The organism is Variovorax sp. DAIF25 (assembly GCF_050711835.1).
Lineage (GTDB): Bacteria > Pseudomonadota > Gammaproteobacteria > Burkholderiales > Burkholderiaceae_C > Variovorax.
Window position 1 is genome coordinate 2,801,490 of the sequence record NZ_CP136636.1, and the last position, 20,889, is coordinate 2,822,378.

The 20,889-nt window shown below is 71.3% G+C and carries 17 protein-coding genes; 10 read left to right on the top strand and 7 right to left on the bottom strand.

Going from position 1 to position 20,889, the window contains the following annotated elements:
• Positions 1 to 221: 221 nt before the first annotated feature.
• The 3 genes from R0232_RS12845 to R0232_RS12855 all read left to right on the top strand — a co-directional run bounded on the left by R0232_RS12845 (position 222) and on the right by R0232_RS12855 (position 3,530).
• On the top strand, positions 222 to 659 hold the full coding sequence (locus R0232_RS12845) for a vWA domain-containing protein (protein ID WP_408908738.1): 438 nt from the start codon (positions 222 to 224) through the stop codon (positions 657 to 659).
• Positions 660 to 841: 182 nt separating this feature from the next.
• Positions 842 to 2,224, top strand: coding sequence for a cysteine--tRNA ligase (gene cysS, locus R0232_RS12850; RefSeq protein ID WP_431512329.1), 1,383 nt, complete (start codon positions 842 to 844; stop codon positions 2,222 to 2,224).
• Positions 2,225 to 2,261: 37 nt separating this feature from the next.
• The gene (locus R0232_RS12855; RefSeq protein ID WP_431512330.1) at positions 2,262 to 3,530 is read left to right on the top strand and encodes an NUDIX domain-containing protein; all 1,269 of its coding nucleotides are present in this window, start codon (positions 2,262 to 2,264) and stop codon (positions 3,528 to 3,530) included.
• 15 nt (positions 3,531 to 3,545) lie between these two features.
• Here R0232_RS12855 and R0232_RS12860 read toward each other — a convergent pair whose 3' ends face one another.
• Together R0232_RS12860 and R0232_RS12865 are read right to left on the bottom strand one after the other, a co-directional pair.
• The gene (locus R0232_RS12860) at positions 3,546 to 4,472 is read right to left on the bottom strand and encodes an ABC transporter substrate-binding protein (RefSeq protein ID WP_431512331.1); all 927 of its coding nucleotides are present in this window, start codon (positions 4,470 to 4,472) and stop codon (positions 3,546 to 3,548) included.
• A 44-nt stretch (positions 4,473 to 4,516) separates the two neighbouring features.
• A complete protein-coding gene (locus tag R0232_RS12865; protein ID WP_431512332.1) occupies positions 4,517 to 5,371 on the bottom strand; it encodes a PA4780 family RIO1-like protein kinase in 855 nt (284 codons plus the stop codon).
• 601 nt (positions 5,372 to 5,972) lie between these two features.
• On the opposite strand from R0232_RS12865, the gene R0232_RS12870 reads away from it, so the two are divergent.
• Positions 5,973 to 6,569 (top strand): PaaI family thioesterase, encoded by a 597-nt coding sequence (locus R0232_RS12870; protein WP_093342839.1) that lies wholly within the window; start codon positions 5,973 to 5,975, stop codon positions 6,567 to 6,569.
• Between the two features lie 46 nt (positions 6,570 to 6,615).
• Here R0232_RS12870 and R0232_RS12875 read toward each other — a convergent pair whose 3' ends face one another.
• The 4 genes from R0232_RS12875 to R0232_RS12890 all read right to left on the bottom strand — a co-directional run bounded on the left by R0232_RS12875 (position 6,616) and on the right by R0232_RS12890 (position 14,625).
• The gene (locus R0232_RS12875) at positions 6,616 to 8,556 is read right to left on the bottom strand and encodes a reverse transcriptase domain-containing protein (protein ID WP_431512333.1); all 1,941 of its coding nucleotides are present in this window, start codon (positions 8,554 to 8,556) and stop codon (positions 6,616 to 6,618) included.
• 278 nt (positions 8,557 to 8,834) lie between these two features.
• The gene (locus R0232_RS12880) at positions 8,835 to 10,550 is read right to left on the bottom strand and encodes an SWIM zinc finger family protein (RefSeq protein ID WP_431512334.1); all 1,716 of its coding nucleotides are present in this window, start codon (positions 10,548 to 10,550) and stop codon (positions 8,835 to 8,837) included.
• The gene (locus R0232_RS12885; protein ID WP_431512335.1) at positions 10,547 to 13,741 is read right to left on the bottom strand and encodes a hypothetical protein; all 3,195 of its coding nucleotides are present in this window, start codon (positions 13,739 to 13,741) and stop codon (positions 10,547 to 10,549) included. Before R0232_RS12885 ends, R0232_RS12880 begins: the two co-directional genes overlap by 4 nt.
• Positions 13,742 to 13,860: 119 nt before the next feature.
• Positions 13,861 to 14,625 (bottom strand): DUF1266 domain-containing protein, encoded by a 765-nt coding sequence (locus R0232_RS12890; RefSeq protein WP_431512336.1) that lies wholly within the window; start codon positions 14,623 to 14,625, stop codon positions 13,861 to 13,863.
• 157 nt (positions 14,626 to 14,782) lie between these two features.
• Here R0232_RS12890 and R0232_RS12895 point away from each other — a divergent pair, with 157 nt between their 5' ends.
• Both R0232_RS12895 and R0232_RS12900 read left to right on the top strand, forming a co-directional pair.
• Positions 14,783 to 15,892: an ATP-dependent DNA ligase gene (locus R0232_RS12895; RefSeq protein WP_431512337.1), complete on the top strand. Its 1,110-nt coding sequence runs from the start codon at positions 14,783 to 14,785 to the stop codon at positions 15,890 to 15,892.
• Positions 15,889 to 16,305: a hypothetical protein gene (locus tag R0232_RS12900; protein ID WP_431512338.1), complete on the top strand. Its 417-nt coding sequence runs from the start codon at positions 15,889 to 15,891 to the stop codon at positions 16,303 to 16,305. The genes R0232_RS12895 and R0232_RS12900 overlap by 4 nt, the downstream gene beginning before the upstream one ends.
• 22 nt (positions 16,306 to 16,327) lie before the next feature.
• On the opposite strand, the gene R0232_RS12905 is transcribed toward R0232_RS12900, so the two are convergent.
• Entirely contained in the window at positions 16,328 to 17,539 is a 1,212-nt protein-coding gene (locus R0232_RS12905; protein WP_431512339.1) for an NAD(P)/FAD-dependent oxidoreductase, read from the bottom strand.
• Between the two features lie 143 nt (positions 17,540 to 17,682).
• On the opposite strand from R0232_RS12905, the gene R0232_RS12910 reads away from it, so the two are divergent.
• From R0232_RS12910 to R0232_RS12925, 4 genes are all read left to right on the top strand, one after another.
• Entirely contained in the window at positions 17,683 to 17,925 is a 243-nt protein-coding gene (locus R0232_RS12910) for a hypothetical protein (protein ID WP_431512340.1), read from the top strand.
• Between the two features lie 54 nt (positions 17,926 to 17,979).
• Positions 17,980 to 18,402, top strand: coding sequence for a cupin domain-containing protein (locus R0232_RS12915; protein ID WP_431512341.1), 423 nt, complete (start codon positions 17,980 to 17,982; stop codon positions 18,400 to 18,402).
• Positions 18,403 to 18,475: 73 nt separating this feature from the next.
• Positions 18,476 to 18,985 carry an RrF2 family transcriptional regulator gene (locus R0232_RS12920; RefSeq protein ID WP_431512342.1) on the top strand — a complete coding sequence of 170 codons (510 nt, stop codon included), beginning with the start codon at positions 18,476 to 18,478 and terminating at the stop codon, positions 18,983 to 18,985.
• A 91-nt stretch (positions 18,986 to 19,076) separates the two neighbouring features.
• Positions 19,077 to 20,783, top strand: coding sequence for a sigma 54-interacting transcriptional regulator (locus R0232_RS12925; protein WP_431512343.1), 1,707 nt, complete (start codon positions 19,077 to 19,079; stop codon positions 20,781 to 20,783).
• The last annotated feature ends 106 nt before the right edge of the window (positions 20,784 to 20,889 follow it).

The following is a 20,889-nucleotide window of genomic DNA, read 5'->3' on the forward strand; positions in this document are numbered from 1 at the left end:
CCGCACCCGCTGGCGCGCGCCAGGGTGACCGGAGGCAGGCGTCATCGGGACCGGGCCGCGAGGCTTGGCACGGCATCGCCGCCGCCGACGCGGCGCTCGACTGGCCACGCACGCTCGCCGCGCGCGGCGCCGGCCCGCTGCGCCGCGAGCACCTGCGCCGCCGCCCGCGCGAGACGCGCGAGGGTGCGCTGCACTGCTTCCTGCTCGATGCCTCGGCCTCGATGCGCAACGACGGCGGCCTCGCGCGTGCCAAGGGCCTGCTGCTCGCGCTGATGGACGAGGCCTACCGCCGCCGCGACCATGTCGCGCTGCTGTGCTTCGCGGGCTCGGTGGTCGAGCTGCGGCTGCCGCCGCGCCGCGCCAGCGCCTGGAACGACGACTGGATCGCGCCCATCGGCGCCGGCGGCGGCACGCCATTGGCGCTGGGAGTGCGGCGCGCCGACGAGCTGCTCGAGCGCCATGCCGATCGCCGGCGCTGGCTCTGGCTGCTGACCGATGGTCGCAGCGCCGAATCGCCCGCGCGGCCCGGGTCGGCCGACGTGGCCTGCGTGGTCGGTTTCGAGACCGCGCGCGTGCCGCTGCATCGCGCGCAGTCGCTGGCCGCGGCGTGGGACGCGCGCTACCTCGACGCGGCCGCGTTTGACCCGGCCCAGGCCTAGCGGCTAGGATGCCGGCCATGTCCACCCGTCCTTCCCTCCACATCGCCGGCACCTGCTGTCGCGCTCTGCCATGGGGAGATGGCGGCTAGAGCGACTTCGCGCGAACCCGCATGCCCGATGGCCACCCGTTGCAAGACCGGTGGCCTTTTTGTTTTCTGCAACGACCTCGAGAGTCCACACGCATGTCCCTCGTCCTCCACGACACCTGGTCGCGCTCCCTGCGCCCCTTCGTTCCGCGGCGCCCCGGCCCGGTGGGGCTCTACTGCTGCGGTCCCACGGTCTACGACCATGCCCACATCGGCAACCTGCGCACCTACGTGTTCGAGGACCTGCTGCGCCGCGTGCTCGAATTCGGCGGCCACGAGGTGCGGCACGTGGTCAACATCACCGACGTCGGCCACCTGGTCTCGGACGCCGACGAGGGCGAGGACAAGATGGAGAAGGGCAGCCGGCGCGCGGGCGAGTCGGCCTGGGCCATCGCCGAGCGCTTCACAGCGGCCTTCCGCGCCGACTGGCGCGCGCTGAACCTGCGCGAGCCCGCCGAATGGCCGCGCGCCACCGACCACATCCCCGAGCAGCTCGCCTTCATCGCCGAGCTCGAGCGCAAGGGCTTCACCTACCGCACCGCCGACGGCATCTACTTCGACACCTCGAAGCAGGACGACTACGGCCACCTCGCGCGGCTGGACAAGGCCGGCCTGCGCGCGGGCCAGCGCGTGGCGATGGGCGACAAGCGCGAGGCCACCGACTTCGCGCTCTGGAAGTTCAGCCCGCCGGGCACCCAGCGCCAGATGGAATGGGACAGCCCCTGGGGCCGCGGCTTCCCGGGCTGGCACATCGAGTGCTCGGCCATGTCGGCCCGCTACCTCGGGCCGTGGTTCGACATCCACTGCGGCGGCGAGGACCACATCGGCGTGCACCACAGCAACGAGATCGCGCAGACCCAGGCCTGCCATGGCACGCGCCTGGCCAACTTCTGGCTGCACGGCCATTTCCTCACGCTAGACGACGACGTGAAGATGTCGAAGTCCGACGGCGACTTCGTGCGGCTGCAGACGCTGGTCGACCGCGGCATCGATCCGCTGGCCTACCGCTACCTGTGCCTGGGCGCGCACTACCGCAGCAGCCTGCGCTTCAACGAGGCCGCGATCGCGGGCGCGCAGTCGGCGCTCGACCGGCTGCGCCGCGCCTATGCGGGCTGGCCGGTGGGCGGCACGGCCGACGCGGGCTTCGTCGCGCGCTTTCGCGCCGAGGTCGAGCAGGACCTGAACCTGCCGCGCGGCCTGGCCGTGCTGTGGGAGCTGGTGCGCAGCGACCTGCCGGCGGCGACGCGGCGCGCCACGGTCGATGTGTTCGAGGCGGTGCTGGGGCTGCGGCTGGCCGAGTGGCGCGAGGAGGGCGAGGTGGTGCCCGAGGCGATCGCGGCCCTGGCGCGCGAGCGGCTCGAGGCCCGTGCGGCCGGCGACTGGGCTCGGGCCGACCGCCTGCGCGAGGCCTTGCGCGCGCAGGACTGGCAGGTCGAGGACGGCGCCGCCGGGCCCCGGCTCAGCCGTGGACGCGGGTGACAGCAAGGCGACGCCCGCGGACCGACAATCGCTTCCCATGAACGCCACGCCGCCCAAGCCACGCCCGATACGCACCGCCGCCTCGCTGATCCTGTTGCGCGACGGGCCCGGCGGCCTCGAGGTGCTGATGCTGCGCCGGGCCGACAAGCCCGACGACCAGAACAGCGGCGCCAGCGTGTTCCCGGGCGGCGTGGTCGATGCGCACGACCGCGAGCTGCACACGCGCTGCGCGGGCCTCGACGATGCGGCCGCGAGCGCGCGACTCGCGCTGCCCGCAGGCGGCCTCGACTACTACGCCGCCGCGGTGCGCGAATGCTTCGAGGAGGCCGGCGTGCTGTTCGCGAGCGACGCCGACGGCGCGCTGGTCGCGCTCGATCGCGTCGATCCCGAGCGGCTGGCCGCGATGCGCGCCGCCGTGGCCGACAGCACCGAGGCGCTGCTCGCGCTGTGCGACGCTCAGGGCTGGCGGCTCGCGGTCGACCAGCTCGCCTACTTCAGCCACTGGCTCACGCCGCCCGGCATGCCGCGCCGCTTCGACACGCGCTTCTTCGTCGCGGCCATGCCCCCCGGGCAGGAGGTGCAGGTCGACGGCTTCGAGATCGTCGAGCACCGCTGGCTGCCGCCGGCCGAGGCCGCGAGCCCGGCACTCGGGCTCAAGCTGATGAACGTGACGCGGCGCGTGCTGCTGGAGCTCGCGGGCTTCGCCTCGGTGGCCGATTGCCTCGCGCAGGCGCGTGCCCGTGCGCGCGTGCGGCTCGACATGCCGCGGCTGGCCGACGGACCCGAAGGCCGGCGGCCCGTGAACGTGGACGAAGCGCCCTACGACGAGGTGGCGCTGGTCGATCCCGACGGGCAGGGCGGCGGGCGCTATGCGCACGAGGCGGGGCTGTCGATGCGGCTGTCGGCGCGCGTGTGGCGCGTGACGGGCGGCGATGGAACGCACAGCCATTTCGTGGGGGGCGACGAAGGCTGGGCGCTGATCGATCCGGTGCCGGGCGAGGCGCTGCGGACCGCGGCGCCGGGGCCGGTGCGCTGGGTGCTGGCCACGCGCGGCGAGGCAGCGGCCGCCGGCTGGCCCGAGGCGCGTGCGGTCGCGCCGAAGACCGGGGAGTCGCTGGACCTCGGCGGCGCGACGCTGCGGGTGCTGGGCGGCGACGAGGCCGCAGCGCGGCGCTTCCTGCTGGTCGAGGAGCGCCTGCTGTTCTCGGGCAGCGCGCAGGGCGCGGCCGTGGCGTGGCCCGAGGATGCGGCGGTCGAATGGATCGCGCCCGTGCGTGGATTCGTCGTGCGCCACGCGCCCGACTGAGCGCGACCCGCCGTCTCAGGAGCGCGGATCGCCGAGCCGCAGCAGGCAGTCGACGACCGCATCGGCCGCCTCGTCCAGCCGCGGACCGGGCCGCATCATCAGGTCGAAGCGCGCCGACGCGAAGCTGCAGACGCGGCCGCGCTTGATCGCGTTCATCGCCGACCAGCCGGGCCGCGCGGCCATCGCCGACAGCTCGCCGAGCGCCGACACCATCAGCACGTCGGGGTCGGCGCGCACCACGAACTCGGGGCTCATCTTCGGGAACGGCCCCAGCGTGCCGGGCACCGCGTTCGCGAGGCCCAGGCGCGCGAGCGTCTCGCCGATGAAGGAACTCTCGCTCGCGGCCGCCATGCCGCCATGCACCTCGAAGTAGACGCGCCGGCCCTGCCAGCCCGCGGGCACGCGCGCGCGCGCCGCGTCGAGACCGGCATCGAGCCGGCGCCAGTAGGCCTCGCCCTTGCCGGGCTGGCCGGTGGCGCGCGCCACGGTCTCCATCACGCGGCGCATGTCGGCATGGGTCTTGGCGTCGAGCGCCAGCACGCGGATGCCGAGCCGCTCGAGCGGTTCGGCGGCACGGCTGCGCGGGCGCAGCAGCACGAGGTCGGGCTTGAGCGCGACGATGCGCTCGATGTTCGCGTCGTCGATGCCGCCCACCTGCGGCAGCCGCTGCACCGCCGCCGGCCAGTTGGCATGGCGGTCGATGCCTACCAGCCGGTCGCAGGCATCGAGCGCGCAGACGGTCTCGGTCAGCGAGGGCATCAGCGAGACGATGCGCCGCGCGGGCGCCGGCAGCTCGAGCACGCTGCCGCGGTCGTCGTCGAGCCGCACGCCCGCATGGACCAGCGCCGGTCCGCCGAGCGCGAAGGCCGCGGCCAGCGAGAGCGCCGAGGCGAAGTGGCGCGCGGGACGCGGGGAGGGCGCGAGGTCGGGAGGCTGGAACATCGTGGAGGAGGGGGGCCGTGCTGCGCCGATTGTCGCCGCGGGGCTCAGGGCTCGCCCCGGTTCGCCAGCCGCTCGCGCCGGAGCGCCTCCTCGGCGCGCGCATCGTTGACCGCGCGCAGCACCTCGCCGAGGTCGACCGGCCCGGTGTCGCGCGGCGGCGCGCCGCTGAGCTGCGTCTCGGGCCGCAGCAGGCCGCGCTCGTAGAGATGCCAGATCTCCTCGCCATGGCGCGTCTGGTGCAGCTCGGGCGCGAAGCGGCCGAAGAACTCGCGCAGGTTCGCCAGGTCGCGCAGCAGCATGCGCTGCGCATGGTTGTTGCCCGCGGCATCGACGGCCTGCGGCAGGTCGATGATCACCGGGCCGCCGGCGCCGAGCAGCACGTTGAACTCCGAGAGGTCGCCGTGCACGATGCCCGCGCACAGCATGCGCATCACCTCGCGCACCAGCGTGGCGTGATGGCGCCGCGCATCGTCGGGCGTGAACTCGACGTCGTTGAGCCGCGGCGCGGCCGTGCCCTCGGCATCGGTCACGAGCTCCATCAGCAGCACGCCTTCCCAGAAGCCGAAGGGTTCGGGCACGCGCACGCCCGCGTCGGCCAGCCGGTGCAGCGCATCGACCTCGGCGCTCTGCCAGTGGCTCTCGGTCATGCGGCGGCCGAAGCGCGTGCCCTTGGCGATGGCGCGGCGCTCGCGCGAGTTGCGGATCTTGCGGTTCTCGGTGTAGTCCACGGCCTGGCGGAAGGCGCGCTTGTCGGCCTCCTTGTAGACCTTGGCGCAACGGGCTTCGTCGCCGCTGTGCACGACGTAGACCATCGCCTCCTTGCCGCTCATGAGCTGGCGGCTGACGCTGTCGATCAGGCCTTCGTCGACCAGGGGTTGGAGCCGGGGCGGGATCTTCATGGGGCCACCTCCTTCCTTGCGTGGGCGGGGAGGATGGCGATGCGGACGGTCGAGAGAAAAACGAAACGATGCCGCGCGTGGGCGGCTGCTGTATCGAGCATGGGTGTGGGCACCTTGATTCGGAAACGAAAGACCGGGCGCCGCACGCGATGGCGCGCGCGGCGGGCTTGGCGAATCTCGGGCGGGGCGGCGTCGCGTGCAGCGCGGGGGCTGCGACGCTCAGCGAGGCGAAGGCCTCAGCGGCGTGTGCGCAACGCGATCGAGCGGCCGGGCACCGAGACGGTGGTGGGGGCAAGGACTGGCTTGTTCATTGCGTACCTCCTATGGTGCGTGGTTGTCGAGGGATGCGAATGTAGTCGCATGCGCGCGAACTGTGAAGCCCATCGTTCGCGCGGGGCCGGCGCTGTGTTCGGCGCGCGACAGCGCCACTTAACGCACGCGGCTTAAGGATTCGACAAGGAATGCATGGTGCAGGCGCTTGAAAGCATCGTCTTCGCAGCAGGCAATTGCTAAACTGGCCGCGACAAGAAGATGCATGAGAAAGCACCGTCGCGTGCCACTTCTCCCGATCCGATCCGCATTGCTTTCGAGATCTTTTCAAATGACGCCTGAACAACGACTGGACCTGTGGCTCTCCGAGGAACGCGAGGTAGTCGAACTGCTTAATTCGGGTCCCGGTGTCGGTGTGGCACGGCCCGCGCAGCTCGTCGGCAAGAGCGGCCTCGAAGTGATGCACGCGATGATGAACGGCCAGCTTCCCTATGCGGAGTTCGCCAAGCACCTGACCTTCTATGCGATCGTCGCGCGCCCGGGCTCGGCCGTGTTCCAGGGCACGCCGCAGCGCGAGTACCTCAATCCCATGGGCACCATCCACGGCGGCTGGATGACCTCGATCCTCGATTCGGCGCTGGGCTGCGCGGTGCTCGCATCGCTGCCGCCGGGGCAGGTCTACACCACGGCCAGCCTCGAGACCCGTTACCTGAAAGGCCTCACGCTCGATGTGCGGCGCGTGCGCGCCGAGGCCACGGTCACGCGCATCGAAGGCCGCGTGGCGCTGGCCGAAGCCAGCCTCGTGGGTCCGGACGGCACGCTGTATGCCAAGGCCACCACCGAGTGCCGGCTGTTCGACATGCGTGCGCCGGCGCAGGCGCAGGCACCCGCGGTGGCATCGCGGCCGTCGACATCGGCCGCGTCCTAGAAGCGAATCGCCCTTCGGGGCGATTCTTCTTTTGGGGCCGGCCTTTTCAGGACCACATCTTGCGCAGCACCGCCGAGAGTCCAGAGCCGGCGATCAGCGCGATGAAGAAGCGCATCCAGCCGGCTTTGCGCTGGTAGATGTTGGCGACCCAGATCGCGCCCGTCACGAGGCCGATCAGCCAGGCATCGCGCAGCGACAGCAGGAAGCCCAGCACGTAGGTGCCCTGTATCGCGATGCTGACCCACAGGCCCAGCAGCGACAGCGCGCTGCGCGGCTTCGCGGGTTGCGCTGCCGTGGCGGGCTCGGCGGCGCGCGTGTCGTTGCGTGGCGGTGCCTGTTCGCGCCGCTGCGTGTCGTCGAGCGCGCGCTGGCGTTCGCGCTCGGCCTCGCGCTTCGCCTTCTTCTCGGCCGCGATCTGCTCGGGTGTCTTCTCGAGCACCGGCTCGGGCGCGCGCGCGGGCTGCCACCACGTGGGCAGGGGCGCGAGCCCGGCGGCCGACTGCTGGCGGAAGTGGCCCGCGGGCAGCGGCGCGCGGGCCGGTGCCGGCGCGACGGTGGGCGTCGACGCATGCTTCGCGGCCAGCGCCTTCACGCGCCGCAGATAGGGCTCGGCGCGCGCCGGGTCGGCCATCGCGATGAAGTTCGCATAGCCGCGCAGCGCGGCGATCAGGTCGTGCTGGCCGTTCCAGTGCAGACCCTGCGGGCCGTGGCGCTCGGCCTGGTGCAGCACGGCGCGAAAGCGCCGCAAGGTGTCGCGGTCGGTCGAGAGCTTGTCGTTGACCACGATGCCGGTCACGTGCTGCTGCTGGTGGCGGCGCATCACCTGCTGCTTCTCGGGATGCACCACGAGGCCTTCGCTGGCCACGATCTGCTTGGCGCGCCACAGCAGCTTGCCGACATCGCGGCCATGCTCGGCATCGGCCGAGAAGCTCAGGTCGTCGGCATAGCGCGTGTAGCGAAAGCCCAGCTTGGCGGCGCAGGCGGCCAGCCGCGCGTCGAGCCGGCGGCACAGCACGTTGGTGAGCATCGGGCTGGTGGGCGCGCCCTGCGGCAGCACGCGCTCGCCGCGCGCGACGAAGTAGCGCTCGCCGTCGAGCTCGACCTCGTCGGTCGGCGCCTCGGTCGCGAGCAGCGCGAACAGGGTCGCGACCTGCGGCGAGTAGCCGAGCTGGCGGAACACGCCGCGCACGCGGCGCAGGCCGATCGAGGGAAAGAAGTCCTTGAGGTCGAGGTTGACCACCACCGCCTGCCCCACGTGCGGCGCGGCATTGCTGAGGATCGAGCGGCCCGGCAGGAAGCCGTGCACCGCTTCGTGCACCGGCACCTTGGCCAGCACGTTGTCGAGCACCCAGTACTGCGCGCGCTTGAGCCGCGGCATCGGCGCCGAGATCCGGCGCTCGCCGCCGGTCTTCTTGGGCACGGTGAAGCGCTGGTAGTGGCTCACGCGCGCGACCTCGCGGTGCCAGGCCAGGAAGCGCAGCTCGCCCAGCTCCAGGCCCATGGCGCGCGCGAGGTCGGTGGCGTCGTGCAGCGCCGGCAGCGCATGGCGCGCGAGCGCCTGCTCGTCGCTGCGCGCCGCGTTGAGTCCGCCCGAGACGCCTTCGCCCAGGTACAGCAGTTCGCGCTGGCGCCGGCCATGCCAGTCGAGCGCGCGCGCATGGCGCTGTTGCGCGAGGCGCTGGCGGGTCTCTTCGCGACGTTCGCGCGCCCGCGCCATGCGCTCCTTGCGCATGGCCTTGAGCGCGGTCTCGCGGTCCTCGATGCCGCGCAGCTCGTCGCCGAGATCGCGCAGCGCGGTCTGCAGCTCGCCCTCGCGGCGGATCAGTTGCGCCTCGACCGTGGGCTGCGCCGTGTCGCGCGGCCAGAAGCCCAGGCGCTGCATCTCCTCGAGCACGACCTCCTGCTTGGAGCTCCCGCGGATGCGTGCGTAGAGTTCCTCGCGCGTGAGCGCCGAATCGGGTACGGAAGAGGGAGAGGGTGGGGTCATGGGCGGTGTGCGCCGCATGGACCGATGCACTGGAAGAAAAAGATGCGAACGGGACGGGAATCTCGTCGAAGAGCCTGAAGACTGGACAGCTCCACTCGACGCCGTACGCGCATGGTGGCGCGATGAGCTTCGAAGAAGCCGCACCGTCATCGCGCCACCATGCGCGTACGGCACAGTGAAGAGATGTCCAGTGAAGCCTGGGAAGTGCTGAGATCGAGGATGGCGATGCGCCATCCGGATTGCAAGAGCCTTCCCGCCCCGTTCGCAAAACCAGTGTATCAGCCGATGCTTGCAGTCCTTTCTTCCGAGTCGGTCGCGGGCGTCGGTACGCCCGCGGTGGTGCCAAGGGCCAGCGCGGCCGAGGCCGTGGCCAGGCGCAGCGCGAGCATGTGTTCGCACGGCCCCTTCGTCATGCGCAGGCGGATGAAGTGGTCGCACTGGCATTCGCCGGTGGCCACGCGCTGGTCGGCATCGAGCTGCAGCCGCACCTGGTACTGGCGCGAGGACTTGGTGCCGCACAGGCCGCTGAGCAGCAGCCCGCCATCGGCACGGGCCTCGACCTTCGTGTCCTTCAGGCGCCCGGCCTGCACCAGTTCGGCCGCGGCCGCTTCCTCGGGGCTGGCATGGCGCAGCCGTTCCATCGGCAGCGGTTCGCGGCTCAGCTCGCGCAGCCGCCACACGCCGTGCGCGATGTCGTACACCACGCGCCCGGCCTGCACATAGCCGCCGAGCGCCGACTCGACCGTGAGCGGCGAGAGCCCGGTGGCCGCAGCCAGTTCGGCGGTGGTGGCGCGCCAGCGCTCGCCGAGCGCCGCGAACACGCGCAGCAGGCTGTCCTGGTCGACGTCATGGCGCGGCTGCAGCAGCTCGAAGTGGCCGTTGCGCGACCAGTCGTTGGCGGTCCAGCCCGACAGGCCCAGCGTGAACTCCATGTCGGGCAGCCGCGCGACCCAGAAGCTCGGCATGCCGGTGCCCAGCAGGTGCACCGTGAAGCCCTGCGCCACCGGCACCAGCCGTTCGAGCTGCAGCAGCCGGCGCCGGCCCCAGACGCGGATGTCGATGTCGGCGGGCGCGTCGTGCGAGGAACGCGGGCACACCAGTTCATGGCCCCAGGGCTCGAACAGGATGCGCACCGGCTGCCCGGGCCGCAGGATGAAGCGCAGCGAGCGCGGACCCGCGCGCTCCTTGCGCCGCCTCAGCACCAGGCAGATGTTGTGCACGTCCATCGGGTGCAGCTGCAGCCTGTGCGCGGGCAACAGCATCGCGCTGCTGACCTGCAGGAAGCCGCGCACCCAGCTGTCGGGCACCTCGATCTTGGGTTCGTGGAAGGCCGGGTCGTTGCCGCTCTGTACCTGGAAGCCGCCGGGATCGATCGCCAGCCGCGTGGCCTTGTAGTCGCGGATCTTCTGGAACTCGTCGTAGAGCGACTCGGAGTAGTCGACGTTGGTGGTGCCGAAGGCATGGTCGCTCACGCGGTCGAAGACCTCGTGGCCGCAGGAGAACATGCCGTAGCTCGACTCGTCCTGGCTGAAGCACTCGAAGAACACGCGGTCGGGATGCACCGTGATCACCGGGTCGAGCACGAACCAGGCTTCGCGGTTGACCTTGTAGAGGTGGTCGAAGTAGCGCTTCTGCGCCTTGTAGAAGGGCTGCAGCATGGCCGACTTGCGCTGGCGCAGCACGTCGAGCTCCTCGCGCAGCGGCGCCATGCGGGCCTTGAGCTCGTCGCTGCGCGCCATGTATTGCGCGAGCAGCTCGCCTTCCTGGCTCGCGAGCCATTCGAGGTAGGCGCTCTTGTCGCGCGGCTGGAAGCGCAGGTCGCCCACCACCACGTCGTGCAGCGCCGACATGCCTTCGCGAAACGGCAGGTGCCGGTTGACCTCGCCGATGAAGTGCACGGGCGCGCGCAGGGTGTCCGGCGCGAACTGCAGCGCGGTGCTGGTGGGCGTCTGCTGCGCGCCCGAGTGGCCGAAATAGCGGTACTGGAACTTCATGCGGCGGGACCTCCGGCGACGGCGGCCCGGCGCGGCGCGACGGCGCGCACGGGCGCGGCCTGCAGCGGGTTCTCGAGCGCCGGATAGCGTTGCTGGATGCTGCGCAGTCCGGCCACGTAGCGGGCGCGCTCGGTGATGGCGCCGCTCACGGCCTGGCGCGCGAACACGCGCGCGACGATGCGCGCCGCCTGTTCGGACTGCTCGGCCTGCGCCGCGAGGAATTCGCTCACGCGCGCCTTTGCGAGCCGGCCGCGGTTGGCCTGCGACAGCACGGTGAGGAAGTAGGGCTCGAGCCGCGCCAGCACCTCGGGCTTGCCGCCCGCGGCGGCCGCCAGCCAGTTGGTCACGAACAGCTGCATGCCGCTCGAGGGATGCTGGCTCAGCTGCAGCATGTAGGTGGTGACGTCGGTGAGTTCGAAGTGCGCGGTCAGCAGCTCGCGGCCCAGGCGCTGCGCGCCGGGATCCTTGTGGTCGCACAGGCGCACCAGCAGCGCGGGCGTCCATTGCGGCGACTGGCCCTGCGCCGCGAACCACTGGCGCGCCCAGGCGAGCGCGTCGTCCCAGCGGCTGTCGAAGATGCGCAGCGCGTCATCGAGCTGCGCGAGCGTGCGTTCGGGCCGCGCGGCGAGCCGTTCGCAGGCCCATTGCCGCGCGGCGGCGGCATCGACCAGCCCCAGGCTCGCGGTCTGCAGCACGTCGAAGGCCTCGGCCGGCTGCTGCGGCAGCAGCCAGACGCCCAGCCGTTGCGCGCCCTTGCTGCGCGCCTCGAGCAGCCGCACGGTGGTGGCGCTGTCGCCCGCACGCGTGTGCTCGGCCAGCGGCCCGCACAGCCACTGCAGCAGCGAATCGAACACGCCCTCGGCGGCCTCGCTGCGGAACAGCTCGTCGCGCAGCATCGGCATCAGCGCCGCGCCGAAGTCCGGATGGCTGGGCAGCAGCTGCGCGAGCTTGGGCGCGACCGCGCTGCGCACGCGCGGCATCGGGCTGGCGCAGAACACGGCGAACAGCGCCGGCTGCGCGAGCAGCGTGTCGTCGGGCAGCGCGGTGAACAGGCGCACGCCGGCGCCGCGCAGCCGCTCGTCGTCCGACTGCAGCAATCGCGTCAGCACCTCGATCGGCAGGCCTTGCACGGACGCCGGATGCAGCAGCAGCCACTCGGCCGCGAGCGCCACCACGTCGGGGCTCGCGTGGTCGAACAGGGCCAGCAGCGCGGCCAGCGGCGCCTTCGCGCCGGCTTCGCGCAGCGGGTTCTGCAGCGCCCATTGCAGGTTCTCGCAGATGGGGGCGAGCTCGGGCGCCTGCGCATCGCAACGCGCGAGCCAGCCGAGCAGCGCGGTGCACAGTGCCTCGAAACCGTCGGCGGCCTCGGGCTGGCCGGCCGCGGCCTGCAGCAGCAGGCGCGAGGCGCGGCGCACCTCGGCGTCGGCCGAGACCAGCAGGCGCAGCAGCAGTTCGACGTCGCGGCTGTAGCGCGCCGGGTCCTCGGCGATCAGGTCGAGTGCATGGCGACGTGCTTCATCGAGTGGCGAATCGATCAGCGGCACGAGCCACGGGCCGGCCGGCTCGCCGGCCTCGATGCGCTCGCGCACCAGCGTCAACGCGAAGCGCGCCGTGTCGTTCCAGGCGCTCGCGAGCAGCTCGCGCAGGACTGCGCCATCGAGTGCCTGGCAGAAGGCGCGGTTGTCCTGCAGCGCGCGCGCCGCGAAGGCATGCACGCCGGCGCAGCGCGACTGCTGCATCAGCTGCAGCAGCGCCTCGGGATGGCGGTCCCAGCGTTCGGGCCAGGCCTCGCCGCGTTGCGCGCGGTGCTCGGCCGGCGGCGTCTCGCGGCGCCAGTAGAGGCCGCCGGCCAGCGCGGTCCATTCGGGGTCGTGGCGGTGCAGCAGCTGCATCACGACCAGCCAGCGGCTGTAGGGACCGCTGTGCCAGACGCGCGTCTCGCGGTTCCAGCCCGCATCCTCATGGCGCGCCGCGACGGCCGCATTCGCATCGTCGGCCGCGAGCAGCACGCCCATCGCGAGCCGCAGCCAGTCGCGCTCGTCGGCCGCGCCGCGCAGCGCGAGCCGGCGCAAGGTGCGCCAGGTGCGGCGGCGCAGGTAGTCGTGCGTGCGCTGGCTCAGCGCGAGCCGGCTGTCGGGGCGCACGATCTCCTTCGCGATGTCGACGTAGCGGCCGTTGAGCATGGCCCATTGGCTGGTGCCGCGAAAACCCGCGCGCTGCGTTTCGAGGCGCTGGTTCAGCAGGCCCAGCAGGCGGTAGTCGCCCGCGAACTCGGCACCCTTGTAGAGCCGGCGCCAGGCGCGGAAGCTGCCCGCGGCCAGCGACAGCTGCTGCGCCACGTCGTGCAGCGCACTGCGCGCCAGGCCGGCGGGCTGGTCCTCGTCGAGGCCTTCGAGCAGCGCGAGTTCGAACAGCTGTTGCGTCCAGTCGGTGTGCGCGAGGCTCTGCCAGTGCGCGGGGTCGGCGAGCCGCTCGCGCAGCAGCGCGGCGGCTTCGGCCACCGGCACGACCTGCGCGTCGGTCCAGGCGCGGCGCAGCGAGCCGGGCCAGTCGTCGACGATGCGCTCGGCCTCCGCGGCACGCCGTTCGGCCGGCCACAGTGCGAGCGCGGCCCAGCGCGCGATGCGCGTCACCTTGGGGTCGGTCGCGCGGCGCGAGAGTTCGACCATCGCCTCGAAGGCGCCCGCGTCGCCGCAGCGGCCGATGGCCCAGGCGATGCAGTAGTCGAGCATCGCGTCGCCGGTCTCGATCAGTTCGACCAGCCGCGGCACCGCCTGCGCGAGCCGGCGTTCGCCGAGGCGCCACACGGTGCGGCTGCGGCGCAGCGGCGGGAGCAGGCGCCAGGCATCGGGCGCGATGCGGTCTAGAAGAAGGGTGTCGGCAGGGGAAGGGGAAGCGGCGGCGATGGGCGCGGCCGGTGCCGATGCAACGATCGGCGCGCCTTCGAGCGCGAGGCCGCGCGCGAGCTGCGCGGCGAGCGCATCGCCGAACACCGCCATCGCCTTGTCGAGCGCGAGCGGCGCGGGCGTCAGCACGGTCTCGCGCCACTGCAGTCCGTCGCGGCTGCTGCTCAGGTGCACCACGTGCCCGGCATCGGCGGGCAGCTCGAACAGTTCGATGGTGACGTGTTCCGTGACCGTCGATGTCCCCGGTCTCGTTCGTGTGAGTTTCTCGGATCGAATGCGCTTCACGCGGAGGCCTCCCTGCCTTCGGTTGAATGCCCTCGATCACGCGGTGTGGCCGATCGGGGCATCCGCCTATCTTAGGCCCTGTGCCCGCATGCTTCGATGACGCGCGAATGAGCGGCGGCTCACCACGCCATCTGCCGCCAAGGGCTGTGCTCGTGCGAGAGCAGGTGGGCCGTGGCGCGCTGGAAGGTGTCGGTGTCCTCGGCGATGCGGTCGAGGTCGTGGGTGGCGAGCCAGAACGCGCGCCCGACCACGAAGCTGTCGCCGAAGTCGCGCCACGACTGGTAGGCGGGCTGCGCGAGGCGCGCCGCGCTCGCGATCGCGTTCCACGATTCCTCGGCGCGCAGCAGCCGTGCGTCCTGGATCAGCCGGTGCAGTTGCACCAGCCGGCCCATGTCCCAGGCCATGATGCTCGCGGGCAGCGGCCGCGGCAGCTTGTCGAACAGGCCTTCCTCGGCGGCCTCGTGCCAACTTTCGTAGTAGTCGCGCGTGCTCTCGAGATCGAGGCCGCGTGCCACGGCCTCGCCGGGCAGCGCCGCGAGGTTGGCTTGCGCGACCGCCGCCGCGTCGCTTCGGCTGCCGCGGTGGAGGCGCTCCACGCGCGGGTTCACCACCGCGTAGTGGGCGCGATGGCCTTGCGAGAGCAGCGACTCCGTGACCTCGCGCGCGCTGCCGGCACCGGTGACGCCCCAGGCCGAGGCCAGCAGCGCCACGGCGGTGGCGCGGTCGGATTCCGCGGTGAGCGCGTTGATCGGCAGGTAGGACTCGGCCGCATAGACCGCGCCGAGCGCGAGGCCGCGATGCTGCGCGGGCGTCAGCGGCGTGCCGTCCTCGAGCCGATTGAAACTGAATGAAAAAAGCTTGCGGACCTTGTCCAGAAATCCCATGGCGCCGTCCCCTTGTGTTCGCCTGTGCGGGCGTAGGCTAGGTGCGCCGGGCGCGCGGCACCAGTGCCTAAAGTCATTCGGCGGCGCGGCGCGTGCTGTGTAGCATCGCAGCGTCGTGCAATGCCACGGCGCCGTTCGTTCCATCGCATCCGCCGCCATGTCCAGCACCGAACCTCTCGCGCAATCCAGCTTCCTCTACTTCACGGGCCAGGGCTCCGACAAGGTCTACCAGGTCCACCTGCGGCCGAAGGACGAGGGCTGGGTGGTCGACTACGGCAATGGCCGGCGTGGCGGCACGCTGGCCACCGGCACCAAGACCAGCAGCCCGGTCGGCTACGAGGCCGCGCTCAAGATCTACCAGAAGGTGGTGAAGGAGAAGACCGGCAAGGGCTACACCACCGATGCCTCGGGCGCGCTCTACACCGCGTCCGAGTTCGCGGGTCGCAGAAGCGGCGAGCTGCCGCAACTGCCGACCCTCATCGCAGAGACGCAGCTCGCGCGCTACCTCGACGACCCCGGCTGGGGCCTGCAGGAAAAGGCCGATGGCGAGAACCGCATGCTGCTGATCGAGGAGGGCGCCGTGCGCGGCACCAACCGCCGCGGCCTGTTCGTCGACATCCCGCAGGCCTGGGTCGCGACCGCCGCGCTGCCGGCGGGCCGCGCGGTGATCGCGGGCGAACACGTGGGCGACGGCTTCCTGGCCTTCGACCTGCTCGAGGCCGGTGGCGAGGATCTGCGCGCGCAGGCTTTCGTCGAACGCTTCCGGCGGCTCGAGGCCTTCGCGACCGCATTGCCATGGATGGCCGTGCTGCCGCTCGAGACCGAGGCTTCGGCCAAGCACCGGCGCGCGGCCGAGCTGCGTGCCGCGCATGGCGAGGGCTTCGTGCTCAAGGCGCTGGCCGCGCCCTTCGCTGCGGGGCGCAGCAACGCGAGCCTCAAGTTCAAGTTCCAGCAGAGCGCGACCTGCGAGGTGCTGCGCGTCAATGCGCAACGCTCGGTGGCCGTGGGCCTGCGCGACGAGGCCGGCGTGCTGGTCGATCTCGGCAACGTGACCGTGCCGCCGAACGAGGCGCTGCCCGCGCCCGGCACGCTGGTCGAGGTGCGCTATCTCTATCGCTATGCGGGCGGCAGCTTCGAGCAGCCGGTCTATCGCGGGCAGCGGCCCGACATGGCGGCCGAAGATGCACTGCTGTCGCAGGTCACGCGCATCAAGGACCGTAGCGCCGTCGCGGAAGAAGAGCGCGACGACGGGAGCGAGGCCGCGTGAAGGGCGCGCATCGCATCGCCTGCGGCCTGGCCCTAACCGTCGCGCTCGCGGGCTGCGAGAAGCCCGCGCCGCCGCCGCCACCGCTGAGCAAGGAGGCACAGATCACGCGCGATGCGCCGCCCGAGCTGATGTTCCGCGGCACCTTTGCCGGGCGGCCGATCCACCTTGTCGTGAACGACTGCGAGGTCTACAGCGTGCGCAGCCTCGAGGGCGGCGAGGTCGAATGGACCTCGGTGCTCAAGCCCGACTTCTATCCCTTCTTCAGCGTCTGCCAGCGCGAGTCGCTGCAGGTCGAGGGCAGCGTGATGACGGCCCGACTGGGCCGCATGGCGGTCGGTGCCGGCGGTTGCTGCGCCACCGGCGGCACCTACCGTTCCACCGACGGCATCGCCTGGAAGCGGACCGGGTACTGACACCCGGCAGCCGCGTCGCGCCTCAGGCCACGACGATGCGGCCCGGGTCCGCCGAGCGCAGGATCTCGGCGCGATCGCCGGTGGGCGGATAGATCCACTCGGTGTTGATCTGGTGCTTGAGCGCCTTGGCCTCGGCACCTTCCATCTTCACTTCGCGCGACCAGCCTTCGGTGTACACGGCGCCCCAGGGACCGAGGTCCAGGCAGGTCACGTACTTCGGCTGCGAATAGGCGATCTTCGGCAGGCCCAGCAGATCGGCCGCGACGTTGTGGCCGGCCGAGCGGCCCAGCGCCATCGCGTGCTGGCACGACATCATCGCGACGTTGCCCTCGTCGTCGGTGGCGGCACGCGCTGCATCGCCCGTGACGAAGACGTGCGGAACGCCCGGCACCTGCAGGTTGCGGTCGACGAGGATCCGGCCCGCGGCATCGCGCTCGGCGGGGATCTGCTGCGTCAACGCGGTCGCGCGCATGCCGGCGGTCCAGATCACCGTCGCTGCCTCGATGCGCTCGCCGCCCGAGGTGGTGATTCCCTCGGCGTCGATGCTCTCGACCTCCACGCCCAGCCGCCAGCTGACGCCTTGCGACTTCAGCGCCTTCTCGATCACGGGCCGCGGGCCCGGTCCGAGGTCGGGGCCGATCGCATCGGCGCGCTCGACGACGATCACGCGCGGCTCGATATCGCTGCCCATGATCTCGCGCAGCCGCGCGGGCATCTCGGCCGCGGTCTCGATGCCGGTGAAGCCGCCGCCGACCACCACGATGGTGTTGCGCGCGAGCGAGGAGGGTTGCCTGGCGAGCGTGCGCAGGTGCGCATCGAGCGCCACGGCGTCCTCGTACTGGTCGACGCTCAGCGCGTGCGCATGCAGGCCGGGCACCGGCGGGCGGAAGAGCTGGCTGCCGGCCGCGAGCACCAGCCTGTCGTAGGAGAGCGTCTGGCGCGCGCGCGCGGCGTCGACCACGTCGACCTCCTGCGCATCGGTGCGGATGTGGTCTACGCGGGCCGCGAGAAAGCGCACGCCGACGGTATCGAACACGGACTGCAGCGGCGCCTTCATCGCCTCCTGCGGCACTTCGTAGAGGCGAGGGCGCACATGCAGCGTGGGCTCGGGCGCGACCAGCAGGATCTCCACGCCGTCGTTCGCATGGCCTGCCATGTCGAGGGCGCGCGCGGCGCTCAAGGCGCTCCACATGCCGGCAAAGCCGGCGCCTACAACCAGGATTCGTTGGGTCATTTGGGATGGTTCGGTTCTGTGAGGTTCACGTCCCGCGGCGCATCGCGAAGGGTGCGGTGCGCGCGGGGTCTTCAAGACGATCCGGTGTAGATCGCTTAACTACGACTATACTGGTCGTAGTAAAAAATTCAATCGCCGATTTCATGAACCGACCCCTCGCCATGCTGGGCGCGTACACGAACATCCTTCGATGCGAGTCCGCGATCGCGACGGGCGACGAGACCTGGCGCGCGATCGCCGCGCTGATGCTGCCGTGCTATCGCAACGTGCTGAAGGTGTTGGCCCAGGGGCTGAGCCCCGAGGAGCAGCGAACGTTCGAACGGCTGGTCGTCGATGTCCATGTCGACGGCGAATCCATGCGGGTCGCCGCCAACGACCCGAGTTAGACGCACGGCATCGGCTCGTGCATATCCGCAACGCCAACCCAAGGAAGACCTCTCATGAAAACTGCATCGCTCGCACTCGCTCTCTTCGCCTTCACCGCAGCAAGCACAGGCACCGCCGTCGCGGCACCGCCCGAGCCGCAGCGCGAAGTCATCGTTCCGGCCTTCGCCCACGCGATCGCCAACGTGCCCGGCAAGACGCTCACGGCGCTGGTCGTCAGCTATGCACCCGGCGCGAAGACGCCCGCGCATCGCCACGGCCAGGCCTTCGTGGTGGGCTATGTGCTGGAAGGCGCGATCCGCAGCAAGCTCGACAACGGCCAGGAGGTCGTCTACCGCGCGGGCGAGAGCTGGACCGAGCAGCCAGGTGCCCACCACGCGGTGAGCGACAACGCGAGCGCCACCGAGCCCGCGAAGCTGCTCGCGATCTTCGTGGCCGATTCGAAGGAGAAGAACCTGGTCACGCTCGACAGGAAGTGAGCGCCGCCGCGCGTCGCGCAGCGCGAGGGGTGGCTCAGTTACGATCCGCCCCTCCATTCCCACGGGAGCCAGCTTGAGCCACATCAGTGCCGGTGTCGAATACGGACTGCATTGCCTTCTCTATCTGTCGGGGCCTCCCACCGGAGGCACCGAGGCCAGCGTGCGCGACCTCGCCGAGCTCCAGGGCCTGTCGGTGGAGTTCGTGGCCAAGCTCTTCACCAAGCTGCGCAAGGCCGGCCTGACCGAGGCGACCGAGGGAAAGAACGGCGGCTTCCGCCTGGCCAGGCCCGCCGACCGGATCAGCGTGCTCGACGTGGTGGAAGCCATCGACGGACCGAAGGCGCTGTTCGAGTGCCGCGAGATCCGCGGACGCTGCGCGGTCTTCGACGGCGCGGCGCCGCGCTGGGCGATGGACGGTGTCTGCTCGATCCACGCGGTGATGCTCGAGGCCGAGGAGCGGATGCGCCAGGTGCTGTCCTCCCAGACGCTGGCCGACCTGGCCCGGCGCGTCGGCGCCAAGGCACCGCACAGCCATGCGGGCAAGATCGTGCATTGGATCGAGACGCGCAAGGAACAGGCTTGATGCCTTCCCGCTGAGTCCCCGGAAGAGAACCGGCGACCGAAGCCAGGCCCCCGCGAAAACGCGCTCCCCGCGCGCCGCACCGTGTCGCACAATGCGGGCCGACACGCCCCCAAGATCTAGGAGACACCCCGTGGGAGAACTTCTCTCGCTCCTGCGCTTCAGCGCCGGCTCGGGCCATATCTGGCTGGACGAGCAGCGCATGCTGCTCCTGCACGCGCGCGCCTTCGCCGAGCTGCGCAAGGAACTGCTCGACTCGCTCGGCATCGAGCGTGCGCGCGGCCTGCTGGTGCGCATGGGCTTCGCGTCGGGCCTGCGCGACGGCGAGGTGGCGGTGCGCGAGCGCCGCGCCGGCATGCGGGCCGAAGACGCCTTCATGCTCGGCCCGCGCCTGCATTCCATCGAGGGCATCGTCTCGGTGCAGAAGACGCAGCTCGAGTTCGACATCGCGACCAGGCAGTTCTATGGCGAATTCCTCTGGGAGAACTCGTGGGAGTGCGAGGCCCACGTGGCCGACTTCGGCTATGGCGAGGACCCGCAGTGCTGGTCGCAGATCGGCTATGCCTCGGGCTACACCACGGCCTTCATGGGGCGCATGGTGGTGTTCAAGGAGGTCGAGTGCACGAGCATGGGCGACAGCCGTTGCCGCATCGTGGGCCAACCGGCCGAGGACTGGCACGACGACCACTATCTCGACTACTTCCGCCAGCACCACGTGGCCGAGAACCTGATCGAGTTCAACCTCGGGCTGCAGCACATCCGCCGGCTGCAACCGCGGCGCGAATACGACCAGAAGCTGGTGGGCGTGTCGCCGGGCTTCCGCGCCGCCTTCGAGCTGATGCGCAGCGCGGTCGACAGCGCCATCACGGTGCTGCTGCTCGGCGAGACCGGCGTGGGCAAGGAGGTGTTCGCGCGCTGGCTGCACGACAACGGCCCGCGCGCGCGCCAGCCCTTCATCGCGGTGAACTGCGCCGCGATCCCGGCCGAGCTGATGGAGGCCGAGCTGTTCGGCGTGGAGAAGGGCGCCTACACCGGCGCCCACCATGCGCGCGCCGGCCGCTTCGAGCGCGCGCACGGCGGCACGCTGTTCCTCGACGAGGTCGGCGACCTGCCGCTGGCCGCGCAGGTCAAGCTGCTGCGCGTGCTGCAGACTGGCGAGGTCGAGCGCCTGGGCGCCGAGCAGCCGATCAAGGTCGACGTGCGCATCGTCGCCGCCACCAACGTCAATCTGCAGCAGGCGATGCAGGCCGGGCGCTTCCGCACCGACCTGTTCTATCGGCTCAACACCTTCCCGATCTCGATTCCGCCGCTGCGCGAGCGCACGGCCGACATCCCGGCGCTGGTGACGCGCTTCGTCGAGAAGTACAGCGCGCTCTATGGCAAGAAGCTGCGCGGCTTGACCGACAAGGCCGCGCGCGACGTGCAGAAGCACGCGTGGCCCGGCAACATCCGAGAGCTCGAGAACGTGGTCGAGCGCGCCGTGCTGCTGGCACCCGACCATGGCGACATCGAGGCCAGCCACCTGTGGATGTCGCCGCCCGGCACGCCCGACGGCAGCGGGCTCGATGCCAAGGGCCAGGTCGGCGCGCCGGCCGAGGCCGCGGGCGAGGGCAGCGAGCTCGACGCGCTGTGCCAGCGCGTGCTCGAGCAGAACATCGACATCGCCTCGCTCGAGCGGCGCCTGATGCAGACCGCGATGCAGCGCGCCAAGGGCAATCTCTCGCAGGCCGCGCGCCTGCTGGGCATCACGCGGCCGCAGCTGGCCTACCGCCTCAAGAAGGAAGGCCTGCCGGCCTCCTGAGCCGTTCGCGGCGTTTTCACCATTTGATCAAGCTGCACCGCAGCAAATGATCAAACGAGCATCCGGGACTACCCGGTGCTCGCGGCCCGCCGGCATCGTGGGCCTT

Coding starts and splice junctions, on each gene's coding strand:
- R0232_RS12870 (WP_093342839.1), top strand. CDS start 5,973: ATGACGCCTGAACAACGACTGGACCTGTGGCTCTCCGAGGAACGCGAG.
- R0232_RS12875 (WP_431512333.1), bottom strand. CDS start 8,556: ATGACCCCACCCTCTCCCTCTTCCGTACCCGATTCGGCGCTCACGCGC.
- R0232_RS12895 (WP_431512337.1), top strand. CDS start 14,783: ATGTCCAGCACCGAACCTCTCGCGCAATCCAGCTTCCTCTACTTCACG.
- R0232_RS12845 (WP_408908738.1), top strand. CDS start 222: ATGCGCAACGACGGCGGCCTCGCGCGTGCCAAGGGCCTGCTGCTCGCG.
- R0232_RS12860 (WP_431512331.1), bottom strand. CDS start 4,472: ATGTTCCAGCCTCCCGACCTCGCGCCCTCCCCGCGTCCCGCGCGCCAC.
- R0232_RS12890 (WP_431512336.1), bottom strand. CDS start 14,625: ATGGGATTTCTGGACAAGGTCCGCAAGCTTTTTTCATTCAGTTTCAAT.
- cysS (WP_431512329.1), top strand. CDS start 842: ATGTCCCTCGTCCTCCACGACACCTGGTCGCGCTCCCTGCGCCCCTTC.
- R0232_RS12915 (WP_431512341.1), top strand. CDS start 17,980: ATGAAAACTGCATCGCTCGCACTCGCTCTCTTCGCCTTCACCGCAGCA.
- R0232_RS12910 (WP_431512340.1), top strand. CDS start 17,683: ATGAACCGACCCCTCGCCATGCTGGGCGCGTACACGAACATCCTTCGA.
- R0232_RS12865 (WP_431512332.1), bottom strand. CDS start 5,371: ATGAAGATCCCGCCCCGGCTCCAACCCCTGGTCGACGAAGGCCTGATC.
- R0232_RS12880 (WP_431512334.1), bottom strand. CDS start 10,550: ATGAAGTTCCAGTACCGCTATTTCGGCCACTCGGGCGCGCAGCAGACG.
- R0232_RS12855 (WP_431512330.1), top strand. CDS start 2,262: ATGAACGCCACGCCGCCCAAGCCACGCCCGATACGCACCGCCGCCTCG.
- R0232_RS12925 (WP_431512343.1), top strand. CDS start 19,077: ATGCGGGCCGACACGCCCCCAAGATCTAGGAGACACCCCGTGGGAGAA.
- R0232_RS12905 (WP_431512339.1), bottom strand. CDS start 17,539: ATGACCCAACGAATCCTGGTTGTAGGCGCCGGCTTTGCCGGCATGTGG.